Below are 18,751 nucleotides of genomic sequence, written 5' to 3' on the forward strand. Positions count from 1 at the left end.
GACATCCGAGGGCGGGGGCGCTTCGGCACCCGACCGCGCTAAGCGGCCTGCCGCCCGCTTCGGTTTGAAGAACTGGCGCGTCCGTTCGCGCCTGACGGCCCTGATCCTGGTTCCGACGGCGGTGGGTGTCGTACTCGCCGGCACGCGGGTGGTGGCCTCCATCGACAGTGTGGCGGTCTACCAGCGGACCGCCGCCGCGGCGGAGTACTCCGGTGGACTCCGCGACCTCGCCCAGGCGCTCGGCCTGGAGCGTGACCGCGGTGCCTGGTCGTCGTTCCAGCCCACGAACAAGAGCCTGAAGGACAGCTCCGACGCGCAGCGGAAGACCGTGGACGCGCTGGTGAGGAAGGTGCGGCAGGAAGTCCAGGCGATCGACGACTCCTACGGAGCCAGGATCGTCGAGGCGGCCAAGAACGTGACCTACCAGCTGGACGGCCTCCCCGCGCTGCGTGCTCTGCCCGGTATCAACCGGATGGAACGATACAGTTTCATGATCGCTCCGTTGCTGACACTCCACGAGGAGCTCACCCTGGTCAGCGACGATCCGGAGATCGTCGGTAACACCCGCGCGCTCAGCGATCTGGCGTACGCCAAGGAGGAGGTCTCCAAGCAGCGCGCCCGGCTGCTGGCCGGTTACTACGCGCCCTCGCTCATCACCCCGCAGGAGATCGAGAAGTTCATCGCCTCCCGCTCCCGGATGGACGAGTACCAGGCTGACTTCGGCGTCGAGTCGACCCCGGCGAACGCGCAGCTTCTCGCGAGCGCCCTGATCGACGAGAGGGTCCACCGGGCCGAGCTCACCAAGGCCAGGGTCATCGTGCTCGCCAGCAATCCCGCGCGCACCGGGCGGCTGCTGTCGAACTTCAACGAGGTCAAGCAGTGGTTCTCGGACAACGCCGTGGTCCTCGACCAGATGCGGAAGGTCGAGAACAAGGTCGCCGGTGACGTGGTCACCCGGGCCAGGGATCTGCAGGACGCCGAGCAGCGCAACGCGATCATCACCGCGGGGCTGATCCTGCTGCTGCTCCTGCTGGTGCTCGGACTCACGGTCGTCATCGCCCGCTCGATGGTGACGCCGCTGCGCCGTCTGCGCGCCGAGGCGCTGGAGGTCGCGAGCTTCAGGCTTCCCGAGATCGTGCGACGGCTCCGGGTCTCCGGCGACGCCCGCGAGCCCGACGTCGACCTCATCTCGATCGACACCAGCGACGAGATCGGGGAGGTCGCCAGGGCCTTCGACGAGGTGCAGCGGCAGGCCGTCCGCCTCGCCTCCGAGGAGTCCGAGCTCAGGTCCAACATCAGCGCGATGTTCGTCAACCTGTCGCGGCGCACCCAGACCCTGGTCGAGCGGCAGATCTCGCTCATCGACGGTCTGGAGAAGGGCGAGGAGGACGGCCGCCGCCTGGCCGACCTGTTCAAGCTCGACCACCTGGCCACCCGCATGCGCCGTAACTCCGAGAACCTCCTGGTCCTCGCGGGTCACGAGCCGACCCGCAGGCGGAGCCAGCCGGCCAAGCTCGTCGACGTCGTCCGCGCCTCCCTGTCGGAGGTCGAGGACTACGAGCGGGTCCAGGTCAAGGTGCACCGGACGATCTCGGTCGCGGGCAGCGCCGCCAACGACATCGTGCACCTGGTCGCCGAGCTGGTGGAGAACGCCATCCAGTTCTCCCCCCGGACGAGCCAGGTCGTGGTCTCCAGCAGCATGATCGAGGGCGGCGGCGCACTGCTCGCGGTGAGTGACCCGGGCATCGGCATGACCCACGAGGAACTGGTCGAGACGAACCGCAGGCTGGCCGACCCGCCCGTCGTCGACGTCTCGGTGTCGCGGCGCATGGGCCTGTTCGTGGTCGGCCGCCTCGCGCTGCGCCACGGCATCCGGGTCCAGCTGCGCCCGCAGGAGGGCGGCGGTCTCGTCGCCATGGTCCTGTTCCCGCCCGCGCTCGTCGTCCAGGCGACCCAGCCGGTGCAGACGCCCTCGTGGGGTGACGAGCAGGCTTCCTCGCGGGATCTCTCCGCCCAGCCGTCCACCGCGGGTCGCCCGCCCGTTCAGCAGTTCTCCTACGGGCAGTCCCAGCCGGGGCTGGGACACACCCACCCCTCGTTCGAGCAGGGGCAGTCTCCGTTCGGGCAGGACCCGTTCGGACGTGATCCTTTCGGACAGACCTCGTTCGGGCAGGCGTCCGTGGACCTGCCCTCGTTCGGCTCCGCCGACCGCCCGGCCCACGACTGGCCGGTTTCCTCCGGTACCTCCGAGGGAGGTGGCCAGCCCCTGCCCAAGCGTCAGGTCAACGGCAACGGTGCTCCTCCCGCCTCCGATTTCTCCGCCTGGAGCCAGTCCTCGTACGAGGAGACGGCGGAGGAGATGCCCACGGTGGGTGTCTCCTCGCTCGAAGGCGGGCAGGAGGAGTACCTGCCCATCTTCGCCTCGATCGAGTCCGCCTGGTTCCGCCGCTCCGAGGGCGCCGGGCCGGAGGGCGGGTCCTACGAGCCGGAGGAGCCGACACCCCCGACCGGCATGCCGGCTCACGAGACACCGCGGACGAGAGAGCAGGTGGGGGCGATGGCCGCCGAGCAGTCCGTTCCGGCGGAGGAGCCCGACAGCTGGAACACCCCGGCCGACGCCGGGTGGCGCGCCGCCCAGGCGGCGAGTGAACCCTCGCTCGGCGGGGTGACCGCGGCGGGGCTGCCCAAACGCACCCCCAAGGCGAACCTCGTACCCGGTACGGCCGCGGCCGTACCGGCCGGCCCCATGCCGCCCCTGTCGCCGGACAGGGTGCGCAACCGTCTGTCGAGCTTCCAGCAAGGCGTACGGCGGGGCCGCGCCGAAGTAGTCGAAACCACCACCAGAAGCCTGGTTGACGAGGAGGAAGGCTCGTGACGACCCTGAGTCATGAGGCACGCAGGTTCGACTGGCTGATCACCGAGTTCGTCCGTGGCACACCCGGTGTCGCGCACGCGGTGTGCGTCTCCGCCGACGGGCTGAGGATCGCCAGTTCCGAGGGGTTTCCGCCGGACAGGGCGGATCAGCTCGCCGCGGTCGCGGCGGGACTGCTCAGCCTGACGGTGGGTGCCTCGCGGGTGTTCGAGGGGGGCGCCGTCACCCAGACCGTGGTCGAGATGGAGCGTGGCCTGCTGCTGGTCATGGCGATCAGCGACGGCTCCGTGCTCGCCGTGCTCGCCTCCCCCGACTGCGACATGGGTCTGGTGGCCTACCAGATGACCCTGCTCGTCGAGCGGGCGGGACAGGTGCTCACCCCGGCGCTCCGCGCCGAGCTGCAGTCTTCCCGGGGCCGGTGATGACCGCGCTCCCGCTCGGTCTCATCACGGGAGAGGCCCGTGCTCGGGATTGACGGAACCGAGGACGACGAGCCTCTGTTCCGTCCGTACGCCGTGACCGGTGGCAGGTCGGAGCCCCGTTTCCACCTGGCGATGGAGGCACTGGTCTCCTCCTCCTTCATCATGGAGGAGGACCTGGCGCTGCTCACCCCCGAACAGGATGCGATCATCAGGCTCTGTCGTTCGTATCGTTCGGTCGCCGAGATATCTGCTCTCCTGAAGGTTCCGCTCGGCGTGGCCCGCGTGCTGGTGGCCGATATGGTCGATGAGGGCTTCGTCCGTATCCACCAGCCGCATCTCAACGAGGGACAACCGGACCTCAACATGCTCGAAAGGGTTCTCAGTGGACTTCGCAGGCTCTAGCCAGAGTGGCCTGACGTCAACGAAGATCGTTGTCGCGGGCGGGTTCGGTGTCGGCAAGACCACGTTCGTGGGTTCGGTGTCGGAGATTCTGCCGCTGACCACGGAGGCGGTGATGACCGACGCCAGCGCCGGGATCGACGACCTCGGGCTGACTCCCCACAAGACGACCACCACGGTCGCGATGGACTTCGGCCGGCTCTCCCTGGACCGTGACCTGATCCTGTACCTGTTCGGTACGCCGGGTCAGCACCGGTTCTGGTTCATGTGGGACGACCTGGTCCGCGGCGCGATCGGTGCGGTGGTTCTGATCGACACCCGCCGGCTCGCCGACGGCTTCCCGGCGATCGACTACTTCGAGGAGGCCAAGCTTCCGTTCGTGGTCGGTGTCAACGGCTGGAACGGGGAGTTCCCGCACCACGAGGAGGAGGTGCGGGAGGCGCTGACGCTGGCTCCGCACATTCCCGTCGTGCGGACCGACGCACGCTCCCGCGACTCCGTCAAGCGCACGCTGATCACTCTGGTCGAGCATGTTCTGCGGGTCCGCACGGCCTCTGGGACGTCCGCGTAGTCCGGCGTTTTTCTCCGGGACGGTTCCGTGCTCGGCGGGGTCGTCTCCGGAGAAGGGGCCCGAGTCTTCCCCGGCGGGGCGTGAGCCGGGAGTCGTCAGCCCGGCACCCACTCCTTCCAGGTTAGTTTGTTGGCGTCGATCCATTTCTGGGCCGCCTGGGGGGCGCCGAGGCCATTGTCGGTCATGTCGCTCGCCACCGCGTTCTGCTGCTCGCTCGTCCAGTTGAAGTTCCTGACCAGTTCGTAGGCCCTGCCGCCGGTGTCGGCGAACCGCCTGCTCACGATCTTGTCGAGCAGGTACGGCGGGTAGTCGCACCTGATCCTGGCAGGGTCGGCGTCGCAGCCGATCGCGTACGGCGGAAGGTTGACCTTCGCCAGTTTGATCTGGCCGAAAAGCCAGTGCGGCTCGTAGAAGTACATCAGCAGCGGGGTCCGGTTGCGGGCCGCCCGCCTGGCCGCGTCGATCAGCGCTTTCTCGCTGCCCGCGTGGACGACCCTGTAGTGGAGGCCGAGATTGCGGACCAGGGCCTCGTCGTTGGTGACATGCGAGGGATCCCCGTCGAGCAGTTGACCTAAATTGCCGGATTTATCCGTTTTGAAAAGGTGCGCGTACTTATTGAGCTGTCGCCAGTCGGTGATCTGGGGATGCTCGTCCGCCATCCACTGGGGGACGTACCAGCCGACGACCCCCGTGGGGCCGCTCCTTCCCGCGGAGACCGCGACCTTCTTCTCCTCGATGTAGGTCCGCTTCAGGGCCTCCCGCCCCCAGTTCTCCAGGATCACGTCCACCGTGCCCCTCTCCAGCCCTTCCCAGGACTGGAGCGGGTCGAGCCTCACCGTCTCCACCCGGTAGCCGAGCTCCTGGGTGAGCAGGCGGCCGACGACCGCGGCGCTCGCCTCGGAGCCCGCCCACCCGTTGACGGCGATCCTCACGGTCTCGCCGTCGGATGCCCGGGGCGCGGGTGCGACCGCCTCCCCGGTGCAGGCGGCGAGTGAGAGGAGCAGTGCGATGAGCACCGGCAGGGCACGAACGGTCGAGCGGGAGCCGCGAACCTGACGCGCGGCGTCGCCGGGGGTGGCCACGGTCTCCTCCAGGGCCCGCCACCCGGGCTCGGCGGGCCGGGGTGCACGGTGAGAACTACGGATGCAGGGGGTCGAGGTATGGCGCGAATCGCGAATATCGTGCATCACGATGTCACGCTCCTCGGGAGCTCGCCGGGGATGCCTCCATCCTCCTCTGTTTGGAACGATGCAAACGGCCATAGGGGTCCGGAAGTTTCTAATAAGATTATTCGGCTGACCGAAACCGGAGTTCCAGTCGTAGCTGGAGCTCCGGATGCGGTCCCTGCTTCACCACGAATACGCATCTATAGAGCTGCGTTCGCTTGGCCCCACCGGTTGATATGTGCTCGAATTGCCGGGAACCACAGGAAATTCGGCCAGGGGGTTCATCCACCGAGAGGGCAGCGTTCGGTGAGTACACACGAGATCCAGGGCGCGGGCAGCCGCCTGCGCCTGCGGAACTGGCGGGTGCGCCGTCGCCTCGTCGCGCTCGTTCTGGTGCCCTCCATCGCCGCGGTGCTGCTCGGCGGTGTCCAGGTAGTGGCCTCGCTGCGCGCGGCGGGCGACTACCAGCGGGTCAACGACCTCGCCCGGCTCTCCGCCCGCGTCGGCGCGCTCACCCATGAGCTGGCCGAGGAACGCGATCGCACCGCCTGGTTCATCGCCCTCGGCCGCCCTGAGGGCGGCGTAAGGAACATCAGGGCCCAGATGGATCTGGTCGACGGCTCCGCGGAGCGCGTCCGTGAGAGCGGCTCGCTGCTCGGTGAGGGGGTGAGCGGGCGTACCAGGGACGAGATCGAGACCGCGATCACCCGTCTGGACGACCTTCACCTGCTGCGCGACCAGGCACTGAAGTCGACGCTGCTGCCCGACGCGACCATCGCCGCCTACTCCCTGGTCATCGCCGACCTGCTCTCCCTGCACGACGAACTCGGCAAGGGCAGCGACGACGACGTCCTCTTCGGCCAGGCGCTCACCCTGGACGCGCTCGCCCGTGCCAAGGAGGCACTCTCCCTCCAACGGGCGCTGCTCGCGGTGGTGCTCGTGGCGGGACGGTTCGAGCAGGGACAGATGGAGCAGTTCCTCGGCGCGATCTCCATCGAGCGCAACGAGCGCAGGACCTTCGCCGCCGAGGCCGGAAGCAGGGAGCGCCGCCTCTTCGACGAGACCGTCAACGGCCGCACCGCAGAACGCGCCGACCTCATCCGCGAGCTGGTCCTGCTCCGCGCCGCCTCCGGCGACTCGCTGAAGGGCCTGGACCTGGAGCGGAAGGACGACGCCAAGGAGTGGTACGACGCGGTCACCGTCACCATCGGCCACATGCGCGAGGCAGAGGAGCGGCACGCCCAGGTCATCGTCGCGCGCAGCCAGCAACTCGGCGACGACGAGCAGAACCGTGCCCTGATGGTCGCCGCGGCCGTCGCCGCCCTGATGGCGCTCGTGCTGGTGGTCACCATCTGGGTGGTGCGCTCGCTGGTCAGGCCGCTGCGGCGGCTGCGCAGGGAGGCCCTGGAGGTCGCGGGGGAGAGATTGCCCGCGTACGTCCAGCGGGTTCGCGAATCGCACGGTGGGCACGGTGAGAGCATGGTCGCCGACGTGTCACCGATCGGGGTACTGTCGCGTGACGAGATCGGCGAGGTCGCCAGGGCGTTCGACGAGGTCCATCGGGAGGCGGTCCGGCTGGCGGGGGAGGAGGCGAGGCTGCGCAACACCGTGAACGCGATGTTCGTCAACCTCTCCAGGCGGAGCCAGACCCTGGTGGAACGCCAGCTCACCCTGGTCGAGCGGCTGGAGCGCGGCGAGCGCGACGACCAGCGGCTGGCGGACCTGTTCAAGCTCGACCACCTCGCCACCCGGATGCGCCGCAACAGCGAGAACCTGCTCGTCCTCGCCGGACAGGAGGTGGCGCGGCGCTGGAGGCAGCCGGTCGAGCTGATGGACGTGGTCAGGGCCTCGCTGTCGGAGGTGGAGAACTACGAGCGGGTGACGAACCGGGTCCGGGCGGAGGTCGCCGTCGCGGGTCCCGCGGTGAGCGACGTGGTCCACCTGTTCGCCGAGCTGATCGAGAACGCCGTCTCGTTCTCGCAGCCGACCACGAGGGTCACGGTGTCCGACAGCCGGATCGACGGCGGTGGCGTGATGGTGTCGGTGACCGACAAGGGCATCGGCATGACGCTCGACGAGCTCTCCGAGGCCAACTGGCGGCTGGCGAACCCGCAGGCCGCCGACGCCTCGGTCGCCCGCCACATGGGCCTGTTCGTCGTCAGCCGCCTCGCGTTCAAGCACGGTATCCGCGTCCAGCTCCGCCCGCAGGACTCCGGTCTAGCCGCGATGGTCCTGCTCCCGGAGTCGCTTCTCGTCCTGCCGCCCATCGGGGAACAGATGCCCGGTTCCTCGCGGCCCTCGGCCGTCTTCCCCGGTACGTCGCCGAGCGCGGGGCTGCCCGCCGGTGTGGTCGGCTTCCCGCAGGGCGAGACCGGTCACCTGTTCCCCGGTGAGGCGCCCGATTCACCCGACTCGCCGTTCCCGCACGTCCCGGGTGACGCGCCCGCGCCGTTCCCGCACCGGGGAGTTCCCGTGTTCGCGGCGCCCACGGTCACGCAGGCACCTCTCACCGAGGAGGGCGGGCCGGACGCGACCGAGCGGAACGTGTGGAGCCCGCCCGCGGAGCGGTTCCGTCCTCCGGGGGAGCGAGGGGAGTTCCCGCAGCCGCCCCCCGGTCTGTTCGATCCTCTTCCGGGATCGTCCGACCCCCTCGCCGGCGAGGTCCCGGCCGAGCGGGAGGACGACTTCCTGCCGATCTTCGCCGCGGTCGAGTCCGCCTGGTTCCGGATCGCCGATCCCGCCGGGGACTCCGGTGCGGAGACGGCCCGCCCCGAGGGGGACGACGCTCCCGACGACTCCGCGCCGGAGGAGTCGCCGGTCGAGCCGGAGCCGTGGACCTCGCCCGGTGACAGCGGCTGGCAGGCCGCGCAGGCGGTGAGCGCTCCGGCGCACGGCGGTACGACCGAGGCAGGCCTGCCCAGACGCACCCCCCGGGCCAACCTGGTCCCCGGCTCGGTCGCGCCGGTCGCGGGACCCGAGCCGTCCCCCGCGCCGGACGCGCCGCGCCTCTCGCCGGAGCAGATGCGCAGCCGCATGTCGAGCTTCCAGGAGGGTGTGCGCAGGGCACGCAACGAGCTCCCGGACAGGGAGGGGTAGCGTGCGGGCCGACAACCGGGACCAGGGGCGGGAGCTTCCCGACGGCCGGGCCTCCTCATGGCAGGAGCGGTGGGACGACACGCCTCGGTACGGGTTTTCCGCCGGGGCGCGGGGATACGGCTTTCCGGAGGAGAGGGCGGGGTTCGTGCCGTTCGTCGGCGCGGCCGGGGCGCGGGGATACGAGGCTCAGGAGGAGACGGCCGGGGCCCGGCGGGGCGGGCGCTTCGGATACGCGTCCGAGGACGAGGACGAGGAGCCGGCCGAGGAGGAGAGCTCGCTGATCCGGATGTACGCGGTGACCGGGGGGCGGGTCGTCCCGAGTTCCAAGCTCGCCATGGAGGCACTCGTCTCGACCACGACCACGGCCCCGCTCGGTCTCTCCTATATCCGGGAATATCGTTTCATCAGCGATCTGTGCCGAAGTATCCGCTCGATCGCTGAGATATCCGCGCTTTTGGGGGTCCCCCTCGGCGTCACCCGCGTCCTGGTCTCCGACATGGAGTCCGAAGGGCTGGTGCGGATCCACCACCCCCGGGTCAGCGCGGCGGGTCCCGGGCCCGACCTCCTCGAACGCGTACTCAACCACCTCAAGGAATAGGCCCGTTCCTCGCACGCGCCGCGTCTCACGGAGATCCGGTACGGGTGCGGAACACGGGACGGCGGGCGTCCCGCGTCAGGCGGAGCGGACGCCGGTCTCAGGCGAGCCACCAGCGGGCGGCGACGAGCTCGGCCACCAGGGTCTCGGTCAGGAGCGCCACGTCGGGGTCGTCGTCGTGGCGGTAGCGGACGGAGGCCTTGGCGCCGGGAAGCTCGCCGCCGACCGTCAGGACGGTGGAGCCGCGCTGCCGGATCCAGTCCATGGCCTGCTCGTCGTAGCGGGAGCCGGGGAAGAGGATGGCGCGGTAGTCGAGGGTCTTGGTGAGGTAGACGTCCACGTGGGCCCAGTCACCGGTCTCGCACGCGTCGGCCGCCCTGCGGGGCCCCTCGCGGAACATCAGGGCCGACTGCTCGGCCGAGGACAGGTGCTCGGCGGGAGCGATCGTGTAGACGCCGTTCGGGCCGTCGAGCAGCGTCGCGACCGGCTCCAGCCACTCGTCGCGGCGGTCGAGCAGGTCGGCGGTGGCCTCGGCCGTACGGCTGATCAACCCGGGTACGTCCCCGCCCGATGCGGTGAGACGCTCGCCGAGTGCGAGGAGCAGGGCGAGGGTGTGCTGGAAGGTCCGGCAGGAGACACCGCCGCGCTCCTCGCCCGCCACCATCGGGACCACCAGGTCCGCACCCTCGGTGACGGCCGAGTCCGGGTGGTTGGTCAGCGCGAGGACGAAGGACCGGCCCCGGTGGCGGGCGACCGCGTCCAGGGTCTCCCGGCTGCCGCCGGTGGCGGAGATGGCGACCACCAGGGTGTCGGGGCTCGGCGGGTAGGACGCCGCGGCGGAGGCGTACTCGGCCACGGCGTCGATCCCCGCGGCCCGCAGGCGCAGCGCGGCCACCTGGGCGGCGTACCGGGAGCTGCCCATGCCGAGGAGGAGCACCCGCCGGATTCCGGCGGGAATCCCCGCGAAGGGATCGCCCGCCTCCAGGGTGCCGGCGAGGGCGGCCAGTGCGGCGGGCTTGGCCTCCAGGTCGGCGAGGTACAGGTCGGGAATCACGGGGTCTCCTTCGTGGGGAACAGCGGATTCGGCGGGTTCGCCGGGATCAGCGGTATCGGGAGCGCAGCACGCCCATCGGGGCGTAGCGCCAGCGGGGAAGATGCCTGGCCGCGTAGACGAGCTCGCGGCACTCCTGCTCGATCTCGAAGGGGCGCAGCAGGGAACGGTCCAGCAGGGCGGCGTGCCCCAGCTCGTTCAGCCGCCTGAGGTAGGCCGACTCCAGGGCGGCGCGGGCCGTGGTGGACCACCCGGCGATCATCGCGGGGTCCGCGTCGCGGCGCCTGATCGCGACCTGGCCGACGTGTTCGAGGCTCGTGGTGAGCTGGGCGAGGTCGCGGGCCGCGGGCTGGAAGGGGTCGGCGCCCGCGACGGTCGGGTTGCCGTCGAAGTCGATCACCGCGTAGCCGTCCCGCCAGCGCAGGATCTGGCCGACGTGCAGGTCCCCGTGGATGCGGATCAACGGGGTGGCCCCCACCCGGGCGAGGGGCGCCAGCTCGGCGCGGAGCGCGTCGGCGCGCTCCGCGAGCCAGTCGCCGTCCTCGCCGTCGGTCAGCGCGAGTGCCTCCGCCAGGGCCTCGCCCGCCCGGAGGGACCACGGGCTCTCTCCCGCCCGTACCGCCTCCGCCCGCCTGACAGGGGTGGGGAAGGTCGCGGAGGGGGTCGCCATCGCCGCGTGCAGGTCGGCGGCGAGGACGCCCAGGTCGACGGCGAAGGAGGTGCCGCGCGAGACGGCCTCGTCCACGCACCACTCCCAGCCGTCACCGGCCCCGGGCAGGTACGCGGTGACGAGGGCGAGCAGCAGCTCGGAGCCGTCGTCGGCGCGCCGGGAGACGGACGCGTACGGCGTCGCGGTCGCGGTGAAACCGACCGACGTGAGGTGCGCGAACATGTCGGGTGTGGGGTGGGGGAGCGGCGCGGGCGGGGTGAGCCATTTCACAACGACCTTCTCGCCGACGACCACCGAATAGTTGGTCTGATCGACCTCGAACCCTCGTTCGGCCGCTGCACTCGATGACGATTGAGTGTCGATTGAGGAAAGAGAAGTGATCGTTACGGGGAGTGAGTGGAATCTCCGTACACCGAATGGGGCGGGAACATCACAGGTCAGAGCCTCGACGAGCTCGCCGGTCCGCCCGTCGCCGGCCTTGGGGACCGTGTCGATCCGGTGCCAGATTGAAGCAGGATTTAACAAACGGACCAAACTCTCCAGTGGTGATGTCGGTGGAAGTCTTGCTCAAGTTAATGTTGACTGCAACACTCCTGCTTTGGTCTGCCGTGTCCCTTACGGCCGGTCTACCCCACTTACACTGAATTCTGAAGGAGTAGCGGTCGTGTCCCGCACCCGGTACACCCGTCGTCTTCCGGCCGCCGCCCTGGCCGCCGGTCTCGCGCTCGCAGTCTCGGCATGTGGCGGGGAGGCCGCGGACTCCGCCGCGCCCGCCGCCGGTGCCTCGACGGCGCAGCTCAACCCCAACGCGGACCTTTCCAAGCAGAGCATCACCATCTCTGTCTGGACAGGCTATACGCCCGAGGACCTGCCCCAGAGGATCAAGGACAACCTCAAGACGACCCTCAAGGTGACGGAGCACGCCACCAACGAGGACGTCATGGCGAAGCTCACCAGCGGCGCCGACACCGGCATCGACGTGGCCTTCGTCTCCGGCCAGTACGCCCAGGCGCTCAACGAGGCCGGACTGCTCGAGCAGCTCAGCCCCGAGCTGATCCCCAACCTCGCGAACCTCTACCCCGAGGCCAAGGAGCTGTCCTACGACAAGGGCAACGTCTTCTCGGTTCCCTACACCTGGGGCACCACGGGCATCTGCTACCGCACCGACCTGGTGAAGACGCCTCCGACGAGTTGGAACGATATTCTCAACCCGCCGGCGGACGCGGTGAAGAAGGTCACGATGATGACCACCGAGCGCTGGCTCGCCCTTCCCGCCATCAAGGCACTCGGCTACTCGGTCAACACCAGGAGCGACGAGGAGCTCGCCAAGGTCAAGGCGAAGCTGGAGGAGGCCAAGCCGAAGCTGCTCAAGTACGAGGACGTCACCTTCGGAGACATGCTCAAGAGCGGCGAGGCCGTGATGGTCGAGGCGTGGGACGGCTGGTGCCCGACCACCGAGAAGAACATCAAGTTCGTGGTGCCGAAGGAAGGCAGCGACCTGTGGGTGGACACCATGGTCGTGCTGAAGTCCTCCAAGAACAAGGAGGCGGGACACGCCTTCATCAACTACATCCTGGACCCGAAGGTCCACGCCTGGGCCGCGGAGAACATCCTCTACAAGGTCCCGAACAAGGCCGCGATGGACGCGCTGGACCCCAAGCTCAAGGCTGACAACGCCCCGCTGCAGATGAGCCCCTCCGACCTGCTCAAGGGCGAGTCGATCATCGACCTGGGCGAGGACTCGGCCAAGTTCACCCAGCTCGCGACCGAGGTCACGGCGAAGCAGTGACACGTTCCGCCGTTTCCGGCGCGTCCGCGAGATCGCGGGCGCGCCGGTCGCGTGCGCTGGGAAGGCTCGTCTTCCTGGGGCCCGGCCTGATCTACCTGCTCGTCTTCCTGCTGGTACCGCTCGCCCTGCTCATCAGCTTCACGATCTTCCGCAGGGGCCGGTTCGGCGGGGTGGTCTACGAGGTCACCGGGAAGAACTTCACCCGGCTGCTCGACCCGCTCTATCTGGAGATCGTGCTCGGCTCGCTGAAGCTGGCCACGATCGCGACACTGATCGCCCTGCTGGTGGGCTATCCGACGGCCTATCTCATCGCCCAGCTCCCGCGGAAGTGGAAGACGATCGCCCTGGTGGCGATCGTGCTGCCGTTCTGGACCAACTTCCTGATCCGCATCTACGCCTGGATCATCCTGCTGAGCGGTCCGGGCCTGGTCAACAGCACGCTGATGGACCTGGGACTGATCGACAGCCCGCTGGAACTGCTCTACAACCAGGGCACCATCGTCACCGGCCTGATCTACTCGTACCTCCCGCTGATGGTCCTGCCGCTGTACGCGGCGATCGAGAAGCTCGACCCGCAACTGCGCGAGGCCTCGGCGAACCTCGGCGCCTCACCCGCGCGCACGTTCGTGTCGGTGACGCTGCCGCTCACCCTGCCGGGGGTGCTCACCGGCTGCCTGTTCGTCTTCGTGCCGAGTTTCGGCAACTTCGTCATCCCCGAGCTGCTCGGCGGCGGCCGTTCCATCATGGTCGGCAACCTGATCAGGGACCAGTTCCTCAAGGCGCGCGACTGGCCGTTCGGGTCCACCCTCGCGCTGGCGCTGATCGCCGTGCTGATCGTCCTGCTGCTCCTGCAGGCCTGGAGTACCCGACGTGCGTAGATCACGCCTGCTGTACGTCCCCTTCTGGGTGACCTACGTCTTCCTCTACACGCCGATCGTCGTGCTCGTCGTGATGTCGTTCAACGCGGGCGAGTCCCCCTACGTCTACGAGGGCTTCAGCCTGGACTGGTACGGCGTCCTCGCCAGAGACGCCAAGATCCGCGAAGGACTGGTCAACACCCTCGTCGTGGCCGCGGGCTCCACCGTGCTCGCCACGGTGCTCGGCACCCTGCTCGCCGTGGGCCTGGCCAGGCACACCAGGTCGCGGACGCTGGACGCGCTCGGCGTGCTGCCCGCGATCCTGCCCGACCTGGTGCTCGCCATCGGGCTGCTGGTGTTCTACGCCACGATCAAGTCGACCCTCGGGCTGCACTCGGTGCTGCTCGCCCACACGGTCTTCGGCATGGCGTTCGTGACCGCCGTGGTCCGCACCCGGCTCACCGGCGCCGACACCTCACTGGAGGAGGCGTCCAGAGACCTGGGGGCGACGCCGTTCACCACGTTCCTGCGGGTGACGTTGCCGCAGCTGGCGCCGGGCATCATGGCGGGGGCGCTGCTGGCGTTCACCCTCTCGATCGACGAGTTCGTCATCGCGTACTTCACGGCGGCGCCCACCACGCCGACCCTGCCCATCGTCATCTACTCAATGGTCCGCTTCGGGGTCACCCCCGAGATCAACGCGCTGGCCACGCTGCTGCTGCTGGTGAGCTTCACCGCGGTCATCGTGACCCAGCGGATGACCCGACTGACGGAGTCGCTGTCCTAATGCTGAAGATCACAGGTGTCAGCCGCCGGTTCGGCGACGTCACGGCGCTGTCGGACGTCTCCCTGGAGATCCGGCAGGGCGAGTTCTTCGCGCTGCTCGGTCCCAGCGGCTGCGGCAAGACGACGCTCCTGCGGATCCTGGCGGGCTTCGAGACACCCGACGAGGGCTCCGTCACGCTCGACGGCGACGACCTGCTCGGCCAGGCGGCCCACCGCCGCCCGGTCAACCTGATGTTCCAGTCGTACGCGCTGTTCCCGCACATGACCGTGGCGAAGAACGTCGCCTACGGCCTGGAGCGGGAGAGGCTGGGCAGGGCGGAGATCCGCAGCAGGGTCGACGAGGTGCTGGAGAAGGTCGGGCTGGACGCCATGGCCGGGCGCAGGCCGCATCAGCTCTCCGGCGGCCAGCGCCAGCGGGTCGCGCTCGCCCGCGCGATCGTGAAGCGGCCGCGCCTGCTGCTGCTCGACGAGCCGCTGTCCGCGCTGGACAAGAAGGTGCGCGCGGAGATGCAGCTGGAGCTCAAGCGGCTGCAGAACGAGGTCGGCATCACCTTCGTCGTGGTCACCCACGACCAGGAGGAGGCGATGTCGCTCGCCGACAGGATCGCGGTCTTCAACGCCGGCTCGGTCGAGCAGGTGGACGCCCCGGTGGAGCTGTACGAGCGCCCGCGCACCCCGTTCGTCGCCGACTTCGTGGGGGCGAACAACATCTTCCCCGGCAGGGCCTGCTCGGTCGGCCTGGCCGGCGACGGGCTCGGCATCCTTCCGGGGGTCTCGAACCTGCCCGACGGCACGCCCGCGCTGCTCGCCGTACGGCCGGAGCGGCTCAGGATCGGGAACGAGGGGGTGCTGCGCGGCGAGGTCGTCGACGTGAGCTTCTTCGGCGGCGTCTCGCACGTGTCGGTTCAGGTGGGCGGGCGCTCCACGCCCGTCCTGGTGGCCACCCCGGGGGCCACGCAGGTGCGGGCGGGTTCCGTCGTCGCGCTCGGCTGGGCGGACGGGGACGGAGTGCTGATCCCTCAATGAGAAGACTTGAGCGGGTTGTTCGTCGCGGTCCTGGCGTAGACGAGGATGAGTTCCGCCGCCTCCTGCGGGCCGATAACCGGGTGGCGGGCCGTTATGCGATAGCCGTACGCGTCTTCGAGCGCGACCAGGTTGCGGGCGATGGGCAGGGAGTCGCCCGACAGCCTGAAGGTCTCCAGGGCGGCTCCGGTGTCGAGGATGCTCTGGTAGAGCGAGACCTGGCGGTCGTAGAGGGTGGTCAGCAGGAGGGCGTACATCCTGTTGCGGGCCGCGGCGCCGCCGAGTTCGTTGAGCAGCCGGACGTCCGGATCGTCCGGGCCGTGCGGCAGCCCCGAGCGGATGGTCACCACGAGCTTCTCCGCGGGGTCGCGCATCCCGCTGATCCGCTTGAGTCGCTGCTCGTAGAAGCGTTCCATCCCGGCGTGGTGGGCGTCGACGAGCAGCTCGCTCAGGCGCGGGTAGTGGTAGAGGACCGCTCCGGACGTGAGACCGGCCTCCTCGGCGACGTGGTTGAGATGCACCCCCTCGGTGCCGTGCCGGACGATCGCCCGGTGTGCGGCCGCGATGAGATCCAGGCGCCGGTCCGCCCGTCCCTTGCGCGTCATACTCCCCCGTTCGTTGAAAACCACGCTCTGTGCCGGGGTCCATAGTGGCCCTTTCCCCGCGTTTTTGCCAGCCGAGAATTGAATCATTCCTAAAGAGCCGCAACCCCTAGACGCAAGGAGGCGTGATGTCGCTCACGATCCTGTTCATGCCGGAGAGTGCCTACGGGCCCACGAACAACTGCATCGGCATCGGTGACATTCTTCGTAAGCGCGGTCATCGAGTCGTTTTCGCAGCTGAGGCCTCATGGAAGGGTAAATTGGAGGCCCTTGGATTCGAGGAGGACCTTGTCGATCTCGCGCCGCCCTCCGAAGAGGAGCAGGACGCGGGACAGTTCTGGAAGGACTTCATCAGGGACACCGCCCCTGAATACAGGAAGTCGACCCTGGAACAGCTGGAGACGGTCACCAAGCCGATCTGGGACGCGCTTATCGACGGTGCCAAGTACTGCGAGCCTCAACTGAAGGCGATTATCGAGCGCGTCCGGCCGGATGTCATCGTCGAGGACAACGTCATCGCCTTCCCCGCGCTGGTGACGGCGGGCAAGCCGTTCGTCCGCATCGTGTCCTGCAACCCGCTGGAGGTGCGCGGGGAGGGCGTCGCCCCGGTCTTCTCCGGGCTTCCCGCCGACGACCGTTCCGAGTGGGACGCCTTCAACGCCGAGTACGACCGCACCCACCGCGAGATCTGGACGGCCTTCAACGAGTGGGTCGTCGAGCAGGGCGCCCCCGCGCTGCCGGACCTGGACTTCATCCACGAGGGCGACCTCAACCTGTACGTCTTCCCGGAGATCGCCGACTACACCGACGCCCGGCCGCTGGGCGACTCCTGGCACCGCCTGGACTCCTCGGTGCGCGAGACGGACGAGAGCTTCGAGCTCCCCGACTCGCTCGCCGGCCAGGAGGGGCCGCTGGTCTACTTCTCGCTCGGCTCGCTCGGCTCGGCGGACGTCGGCCTCATGCAGCGGGTCGTCGACGTGCTGGCCACCACCCCGTACCGCTTCATCGTCTCCAAGGGCCCGCTGCACGAGGAGATCAAGCTGGCCGACAACATGTGGGGTGCCGAGTTCGTCCCGCAGACGAAGATCATTCCGCTGGTCGACCTCGTCATCACGCACGGCGGCAACAACACCACCACCGAGGCGCTGCACTTCGGCAAGCCGATGATCCTGCTGCCCCTGTTCTGGGACCAGTACGACAACGCGCAGCGCGTCGACGAGCTCGGCTACGGTGTGCGCCTGTCCACCTACGGCTTCTCCGACGAGGAGCTGACCGGCGCGCTGGAGCGGCTGCTGGGCGACACCGCGCTGCGCGAGCGCCTGGCCGCCGCGGGTGAGGAGATCCGCCGCAGGGACGGCCTGCGCAAGGCGGCCGACCTGATCGAGCGGGCAGGGGCCTGATCGCTTTTCGCATCACCACGACAAGGGAAGTTCCATGGGCAAGTTGATCAATCCGGCGACCGGCGACCTCCTGCGGGAGGTGGCCGAGACCTCGATCGAGGAGGTGGCCGCCGCCGTGCGGCGGGCCCGCGCGGCGTTCGAGGAGTGGAGCACGGCGACCCCGGCCGAACGGTCCAGGGTGTTGCTGCGCTTCGCCGACCTCGTCGAGGCCGACGCCGAGGAGCTCACCCGGCTGGAGGTCATCGAGACCGGCAAGCCCGCCGCGGTCTTCCGCGACGGTGAGCTGCCGTTCGCGGCCGACAACCTCCGCTTCTTCGCCGGTGCGGCCCGCTCCCTGGACGGCACCGGCGCGGGGGTGCTCAGCTCCGGCTACACCTCGGTGCTGGTACGCCGCCCGGTCGGGGTCGTCGGATCGATCGCCCCCTGGAACTTCCCCCTGGTCATGGCGGTATGGAAGATCGGTCCCGCGCTGGCGGCGGGGAACGCCGTGATCATCAAGCCCGCCCCGCAGACCCCCGGCACCACGCTCAGGATGGCGCGGCTGTTCGCCCGCGCCGGCGCGCCCGACGGTCTGTTCCAGGTCGTTCTGGGCGACGCGGAGGTGGGCGAGGCCCTCGTCACCGACCCCGGCGTCGACATGGTGAGCGTCACCGGCTCCACCGCGACCGGCCGCGCCGTCATGCGTGGCGCCACCGGCTCGCTGAAGCGGGTCCACCTGGAGCTCGGCGGCAAGGCGCCGGCGCTGGTCTTCGGCGACGCGGACCTGTCCGAGATGGCGAGGGGCGTCGCGATGGGCGCCACCTACAACACCGGCCAGGACTGCACCGCCGCGACCCGGGTCTACATCTCCCGCGACGTGTACGAGGAGTCGGTCGAGGCGCTGCACGCGACGCTGGCCCAGATCACGGTGGGCGACCCCTGGGACCCGGCCACCGACATCGGTCCGCTGATCTCCGCCGCGCACCGCGACCGCGTTCACGGCTTCGTCGAGCGCGCCGCGGCCGCGGGCGCCTCGGTGCTCCACGGCGGTGTCCCGCTCGAAGGGCCCGGTTTCTACTACCCGCCCACCCTGATTTCGGGCGCGGCGCAGGACAGTGAGATCGTTCAGGGAGAACTTTTCGGTCCGGTGCTCGTGGCCCTGCCCTTCGACGGTGAGGACGAGGCGGTACGGCTCGCCAACGACACTCCCTACGGCCTGGCCTCCTCGGTCTGGTCCAGGGACGTGGCGAGGGCGCTGCGCGTCTCGCACCGGCTCGACGTGGGCGTGACCTGGGTGAACGACCATCTGCCCATCGCGTCCGAGGCGCCGCACGGCGGTGTCAAGGGAAGTGGCTTCGGTAAGGACATGAGTCAGGAGGCGGTTCAGGAATACTCTGTGACCCGCCATCTGATGATCAAACATCAGGCTCCGGAGGTGAGGGATTCCTTCCGACCGGCCTGACGGCTTTGATG

Annotated in this window: 16 protein-coding genes; 12 read left to right on the forward strand and 4 right to left on the reverse strand. The window is 69.2% G+C overall.

Annotation, left to right across the window (positions count from 1 at the left end; all coding sequences use genetic code 11):
* Window positions 1–121: 121 nt before the first annotated feature.
* The 4 genes from ACFY3D_RS30510 to ACFY3D_RS30525 are packed head-to-tail and all read left to right on the forward strand — an operon-like array spanning window position 122 to window position 4,264.
* Window positions 122–2,875, forward strand: coding sequence for a nitrate- and nitrite sensing domain-containing protein (locus ACFY3D_RS30510; protein WP_389985617.1), 2,754 nt, complete (start codon window positions 122–124; stop codon window positions 2,873–2,875).
* Window positions 2,872–3,294 carry a roadblock/LC7 domain-containing protein gene (locus tag ACFY3D_RS30515; RefSeq protein ID WP_389773064.1) on the forward strand — a complete coding sequence of 141 codons (423 nt, stop codon included), beginning with the start codon at window positions 2,872–2,874 and terminating at the stop codon, window positions 3,292–3,294. The genes ACFY3D_RS30510 and ACFY3D_RS30515 overlap by 4 nt, the downstream gene beginning before the upstream one ends.
* A gap of 39 nt (window positions 3,295–3,333) precedes the next feature.
* Entirely contained in the window at window positions 3,334–3,696 is a 363-nt protein-coding gene (locus tag ACFY3D_RS30520) for a DUF742 domain-containing protein (protein WP_350948723.1), read from the forward strand.
* Window positions 3,677–4,264, forward strand: a complete 588-nt coding sequence (locus ACFY3D_RS30525; RefSeq protein WP_350948722.1) for an ATP/GTP-binding protein — start codon at window positions 3,677–3,679, stop codon at window positions 4,262–4,264. The genes ACFY3D_RS30520 and ACFY3D_RS30525 overlap by 20 nt, the downstream gene beginning before the upstream one ends.
* Window positions 4,265–4,359: 95 nt before the next feature.
* Here the strand turns inward: ACFY3D_RS30525 and ACFY3D_RS30530 are convergent, their stop codons facing one another.
* Window positions 4,360–5,346: an ABC transporter substrate-binding protein gene (locus ACFY3D_RS30530; RefSeq protein WP_389985620.1), complete on the reverse strand. Its 987-nt coding sequence runs from the start codon at window positions 5,344–5,346 to the stop codon at window positions 4,360–4,362.
* A gap of 390 nt (window positions 5,347–5,736) precedes the next feature.
* Between ACFY3D_RS30530 and ACFY3D_RS30535 the strand changes: the two genes are divergently transcribed.
* Window positions 5,737–8,526 carry a nitrate- and nitrite sensing domain-containing protein gene (locus tag ACFY3D_RS30535; protein WP_389985623.1) on the forward strand — a complete coding sequence of 930 codons (2,790 nt, stop codon included), beginning with the start codon at window positions 5,737–5,739 and terminating at the stop codon, window positions 8,524–8,526.
* 1 nt (window position 8,527) lies between these two features.
* Complete coding sequence (locus ACFY3D_RS30540) at window positions 8,528–9,124, forward strand: DUF742 domain-containing protein (RefSeq protein WP_389985626.1); 597 nt, start codon at window positions 8,528–8,530, stop codon at window positions 9,122–9,124.
* A gap of 97 nt (window positions 9,125–9,221) precedes the next feature.
* Here the strand turns inward: ACFY3D_RS30540 and ACFY3D_RS30545 are convergent, their stop codons facing one another.
* Window positions 9,222–10,175 (reverse strand): SIS domain-containing protein, encoded by a 954-nt coding sequence (locus ACFY3D_RS30545; protein ID WP_389985629.1) that lies wholly within the window; start codon window positions 10,173–10,175, stop codon window positions 9,222–9,224.
* Window positions 10,176–10,221: 46 nt separating this feature from the next.
* Entirely contained in the window at window positions 10,222–11,112 is an 891-nt protein-coding gene (locus tag ACFY3D_RS30550; RefSeq protein WP_389985632.1) for a hypothetical protein, read from the reverse strand.
* Between the two features lie 394 nt (window positions 11,113–11,506).
* Here ACFY3D_RS30550 and ACFY3D_RS30555 point away from each other — a divergent pair, with 394 nt between their 5' ends.
* The 4 genes from ACFY3D_RS30555 to ACFY3D_RS30570 are packed head-to-tail and all read left to right on the forward strand — an operon-like array spanning window position 11,507 to window position 15,300.
* A complete protein-coding gene (locus ACFY3D_RS30555) occupies window positions 11,507–12,631 on the forward strand; it encodes a spermidine/putrescine ABC transporter substrate-binding protein (protein WP_362897680.1) in 1,125 nt (374 codons plus the stop codon).
* Window positions 12,628–13,509, forward strand: a complete 882-nt coding sequence (locus ACFY3D_RS30560) for an ABC transporter permease (protein WP_389985635.1) — start codon at window positions 12,628–12,630, stop codon at window positions 13,507–13,509. Before ACFY3D_RS30555 ends, ACFY3D_RS30560 begins: the two co-directional genes overlap by 4 nt.
* On the forward strand, window positions 13,502–14,275 hold the full coding sequence (locus ACFY3D_RS30565) for an ABC transporter permease (RefSeq protein WP_389985638.1): 774 nt from the start codon (window positions 13,502–13,504) through the stop codon (window positions 14,273–14,275). The genes ACFY3D_RS30560 and ACFY3D_RS30565 overlap by 8 nt, the downstream gene beginning before the upstream one ends.
* Window positions 14,275–15,300: an ABC transporter ATP-binding protein gene (locus tag ACFY3D_RS30570; protein ID WP_362897686.1), complete on the forward strand. Its 1,026-nt coding sequence runs from the start codon at window positions 14,275–14,277 to the stop codon at window positions 15,298–15,300. The genes ACFY3D_RS30565 and ACFY3D_RS30570 overlap by 1 nt, the downstream gene beginning before the upstream one ends.
* On the opposite strand, the gene ACFY3D_RS30575 is transcribed toward ACFY3D_RS30570, so the two are convergent.
* Window positions 15,294–15,902 (reverse strand): TetR family transcriptional regulator, encoded by a 609-nt coding sequence (locus ACFY3D_RS30575; RefSeq protein WP_350948712.1) that lies wholly within the window; start codon window positions 15,900–15,902, stop codon window positions 15,294–15,296. The two genes, ACFY3D_RS30570 and ACFY3D_RS30575, sit on opposite strands and share 7 nt — an antisense overlap.
* Before the next feature lie 257 nt (window positions 15,903–16,159).
* Here ACFY3D_RS30575 and ACFY3D_RS30580 point away from each other — a divergent pair, with 257 nt between their 5' ends.
* Window positions 16,160–17,299, forward strand: coding sequence for a nucleotide disphospho-sugar-binding domain-containing protein (locus ACFY3D_RS30580; protein ID WP_362925190.1), 1,140 nt, complete (start codon window positions 16,160–16,162; stop codon window positions 17,297–17,299).
* Window positions 17,300–17,333: 34 nt separating this feature from the next.
* Window positions 17,334–18,740 carry an aminobutyraldehyde dehydrogenase gene (locus tag ACFY3D_RS30585; protein WP_350948710.1) on the forward strand — a complete coding sequence of 469 codons (1,407 nt, stop codon included), beginning with the start codon at window positions 17,334–17,336 and terminating at the stop codon, window positions 18,738–18,740.
* Window positions 18,741–18,751 lie beyond the last annotated feature (11 nt).

The sequence above is a fragment of the Streptosporangium sp. NPDC000509 genome (genome assembly GCF_042898365.1).
Lineage (GTDB): Bacteria > Actinomycetota > Actinomycetes > Streptosporangiales > Streptosporangiaceae > Streptosporangium.

Bases quoted from the DNA above. Each gene is read 5' to 3' on its own strand.
- ACFY3D_RS30585 (WP_350948710.1), top strand. From the start codon at position 17,334: ATGGGCAAGTTGATCAATCCGGCGACCGGCGACCTCCTGCGGGAGGTG.
- ACFY3D_RS30575 (WP_350948712.1), bottom strand. From the start codon at position 15,902: ATGACGCGCAAGGGACGGGCGGACCGGCGCCTGGATCTCATCGCGGCC.
- ACFY3D_RS30570 (WP_362897686.1), top strand. From the start codon at position 14,275: ATGCTGAAGATCACAGGTGTCAGCCGCCGGTTCGGCGACGTCACGGCG.